Origin of the sequence: Methyloglobulus sp., assembly GCF_046714055.1 — a bacterium.
Lineage (GTDB): Bacteria > Pseudomonadota > Gammaproteobacteria > Methylococcales > Methylomonadaceae > Methyloglobulus.
In genome coordinates, this window is record NZ_JBKKBJ010000285.1 from 1 (window position 1) to 2,581 (window position 2,581).

4 protein-coding genes and 1 pseudogene are annotated in these 2,581 nt (G+C 48.0%); 4 read left to right on the forward strand and 1 reads right to left on the reverse strand.

What is annotated here, in order from left to right:
- Window positions 1-182, reverse strand: a pseudogene (locus ACLQ6D_RS17345) (hypothetical protein); the annotation flags it as partial.
- A gap of 14 nt (window positions 183-196) precedes the next feature.
- Between ACLQ6D_RS17345 and ACLQ6D_RS17350 the strand changes: the two are divergent.
- The 4 genes from ACLQ6D_RS17350 (at window position 197) to ACLQ6D_RS17365 (ending at window position 2,255) form a co-directional block, all read left to right on the forward strand.
- A complete protein-coding gene (locus tag ACLQ6D_RS17350; RefSeq protein WP_411728558.1) occupies window positions 197-466 on the forward strand; it encodes a glycine zipper 2TM domain-containing protein in 270 nt (89 codons plus the stop codon).
- Between the two features lie 142 nt (window positions 467-608).
- On the forward strand, window positions 609-1,064 hold the full coding sequence (locus tag ACLQ6D_RS17355; RefSeq protein ID WP_411728559.1) for a hypothetical protein: 456 nt from the start codon (window positions 609-611) through the stop codon (window positions 1,062-1,064).
- Window positions 1,065-1,305: 241 nt separating this feature from the next.
- Entirely contained in the window at window positions 1,306-2,007 is a 702-nt protein-coding gene (locus ACLQ6D_RS17360) for a DUF3313 domain-containing protein (protein ID WP_411728560.1), read from the forward strand.
- Between the two features lie 71 nt (window positions 2,008-2,078).
- Window positions 2,079-2,255, forward strand: a complete 177-nt coding sequence (locus tag ACLQ6D_RS17365) for a hypothetical protein (protein ID WP_411728561.1) — start codon at window positions 2,079-2,081, stop codon at window positions 2,253-2,255.
- The last annotated feature ends 326 nt before the right edge of the window (window positions 2,256-2,581 follow it).

Here is a 2,581-nt window from a genome sequence, read left to right on the forward strand (position 1 = left end):
CGTGCGTGCTCAAGGTAGGCCGCACATGCCACTTCGTCCGGGAAAAGTTGTTGGAACCCGGGAAGTGACTTCGGGAACGGCAAACCATCCCGCCCAAGCACGTCGATAACCATGATTGCACCAGCTGTACAGATGCCCAGCATTCTACCGGTAGTGGCTGTCTGTGACAACCGGATAAGCACGGTTGGAAGTAACTGTGTTTACTGACCGCTGCAATCGAAAAGAAAAGGCTTGCAAAAAAGAGGAGTCCGTATATGGGGTAAGATCAATACACCGCCTGGGCAATATTACGGCCAACAGCCACCACCCTCCCAGCTACCGGGATGGACGTTCCCATCAAGGTTTGGCAGGGGGCGTTGTCGGCAGTGTGTTAGGTTTTGAAGTGGGTAATGGTAATCCGTTAGCTACTGGCCTTGGTGCGGCTGCGGGTTCATTGATCGGCAACGAAGTGTCAGGCAGACGCTAGAACAAGAGTTTGTTGAAAAATTTTTGTATTTAGTTTTGTTGTTAAGCAACCATTCATGTTCAATCAGTAAAATGTTAACCAAAGATAAAAACAAACACGCTTATTTTGATAACATTGACAATAACTAAATAGGAATAACGCCATGAAGAAATTACTTAATTTAATTCAGTTAACTGCAGTTGCTGTGCTGTTTTCTTCCGCTGCATTTGCGGACGATGGTGATTGGGGTGGGCGCGGCCATCACGGTTGGGGACATCATGGTGGTCGCCACAGCGGGCATCATGGTTGGGGACGCCATGGCGGTCACCACGGACACCATGGCTGGGGACGCCATGGCGGTTACCTCAGACAGCAAGTGAACAACTACTATCCGCAACCACAGGCAAATTATTACTACCAGCAACCGCCGGTAGACTACTATCCACCACAACCTCAGTACTATGGCGGTGGATATGATGGCCGTTCACATCAAGGATTGGCTGGTGGCGTGATAGGCACAGTATTTGGTTATGAGCTAGGGAATGGACACCCGCTGGCGACCGGTATAGGCGCAGCAGCAGGCTCTTTCTTAGGAAATGGAGTGGGTTGGCGCTACTAGGACGTACCAGGATAAGCCGCCAATCTGCCAGGGAGCAGGCTTTTTTTGAGACTTGGTTTAACTGAATAGCCAAGCTAAACCAAGCCTCTGCTTTTCTATTACTCTGATTGTTGTAATCAGCCCTTATTTGCTTCTGCAAACCCCTTAAAAAATCTCCAATCCCCCCGTTCGCGCAAAAGTAGAAAAATAGATTAAACTTACCGATTGTGAATTATCAATAACTTCAGGTAGGTTTAGTTTCATGATGCCAACTAGCAAATGCTTTGCTCTTGTTGCTGTTTTCTTGGTTTTGACAGGTTGTGCCAGAACTTATCAAGCTAGGCATGTCGAGACCACAAATTTCCTTGATGATTATTCCCTGCTAAAAGAAGGCGAGGAAGATGATGCCTTGTTGAGTTACTGGAAAAAAGGAGTCAATTGGGCAACGTATAAGAAGATCATTTTAGAGCCTGTCATTATCAAGAAAACGCCGAATTCCGATCTAAATGAAATGACCCATGCTGACGGCTATCGGCTAAAAGAACTGCTGGATTACCGGATGCAGGAAGCCCTAAAAAAGGGCTTCAAGCTGGTCAACAAACCCGGTGCGGATACCCTGCTGGTGCAATTTGCCATCACCGATGTGGAGACATCGACAGTCTTGTTGGACATGTTTTCCTCTGTTTATCCCTCAGCCCGAACCTTATCCGCTCTAAAGCACATGGTTACCGGGACGGAATCATTCGTCGGTAAAGCCAGTATAGAAGGCAAGATTATAGATTCAACCACCGGCGATTTGCTCATGGCCTCAGCCGATACCCGTGCCGGAGGTAAAACCTTGGCAGGTTCTACCTACGAATGGGGCGATATTGAGGAATCCTATAAATATTGGGCCATTCAGGTCAGTTATCAGCTTTGTCTGCGACAAGGGCGGGTTGATTGCAAAAAGCCGGAATCGGAGTAAGCCTAAATACCTTTTCCTGATTACGTATAAGTCGAAGGAAGTCGCTATTTTTACGAAAGCTTGTTTTGGGCATGAGCGCCAAGGATGGCGTGAATGCAGCAAATGCAGGAGCGATTTGTCGTCCCAGCCCAAGCAAGCGGCAAAAACTTAACACGACCGCCAATGCCTGCGGCTACACCAGCCGTTCCTTACTGCTACGCTCAGGACAGGCTCTGCTTCCCTCGTTTTATGCCCGACAAGGACTTTAAAACTTGGTTACGCAATGACTCGACGCGATTTCGGTATGCTTTGCATTTTCACTACGCAAACAACGCTTCGTGAAAACGCCCAGCTTCTGGGGACTACTCGACTCCTGTCTCATAGCGGCAGCCTTTAGAAGCTACAAGTAGCGCGAATCTCTTGATTTAATGCCCTTCACAATTTTTTTGAATTGAATGATTGTGTAAAAAGAAGGGAGTCGCTATTTTTGCGAAAGCTTGTTTTGGGCATCCCAGCCCAAGCAAGCGGCAAAAACTTAACGCGACCGCCAATGCCTGCGGCTGCCCCAGCCGTCCTGCTTCCCTCGTTTTATACC

What these genes read in the sequence shown, in the direction of transcription:
- ACLQ6D_RS17355 (WP_411728559.1), top strand. Translation starts at nt 609, where the DNA reads ATGAAGAAATTACTTAATTTAATTCAGTTAACTGCAGTTGCTGTGCTG.
- ACLQ6D_RS17360 (WP_411728560.1), top strand. Translation starts at nt 1,306, where the DNA reads ATGATGCCAACTAGCAAATGCTTTGCTCTTGTTGCTGTTTTCTTGGTT.
- ACLQ6D_RS17365 (WP_411728561.1), top strand. Translation starts at nt 2,079, where the DNA reads ATGAGCGCCAAGGATGGCGTGAATGCAGCAAATGCAGGAGCGATTTGT.